This window comes from uncultured Lutibacter sp. (genome assembly GCF_947493565.1).
In the GTDB taxonomy this organism is placed as follows: Bacteria; Bacteroidota; Bacteroidia; order Flavobacteriales; family Flavobacteriaceae; genus Lutibacter; species Lutibacter aestuarii.
The window spans coordinates 1-542 of sequence record NZ_CANLRG010000023.1 but is presented as its reverse complement, the minus strand read 5'-3'; the positions used below and the strand labels follow the sequence as shown (position 1 = coordinate 542).

The following is a 542-nucleotide window of genomic DNA, read 5'->3' as shown; positions in this document are numbered from 1 at the left end:
ACCAATACTACCAATGCTTTTATTGAAGGATTGGCTCCTGATACCTATGAATTTTGTATTTCAGTAGAAGGTGAAAGCTACCAACAATGTTATACCGTAACTGTTGATGCTGGAACTTCAGCAAAAGCTTCTGCTAAAGTGGTGTCTAATAAAGCATATGTAGCAATAGAACAAGGAACAGCGCCTTACCAAGTACTAGTCAATGGAAAAACAGTATTGCATACCTATGCTCCATCATTTGAGGTAGCTGTAACACCAGGAGATTTATTGGAAGTAAAAACCGATATCGCTTGTGAAGGGGTGTTTTCAAAACAAATAGAGTTGTTTTCAACAATTACTGCGTATCCAAATCCAACCAATGGATGGGCAACAATCGCTTTACCAACAACTGAAAAGGAGGTACTGGTTGAATTATACTCTATTGAAGGTCAATTAATTTCTTCTAAAAGCTATCCTGTAATGTATGGAAAAATCCAAGTAAACCTTGAAAATAAACCTACAGGGTTGTACCTTGCTAAAGTTTATTTAGATGAAACTTTAAC

Annotated in this window: 1 protein-coding gene; it reads left to right on the top strand. The window is 36.2% G+C overall.

Annotation, left to right across the window (positions count from 1 at the left end; all coding sequences use genetic code 11):
* Positions 1 to 542, top strand: a 542-nt coding sequence (locus Q0714_RS14165) for a T9SS type A sorting domain-containing protein (protein ID WP_298266200.1), incomplete at both ends; no start/stop codon positions are given.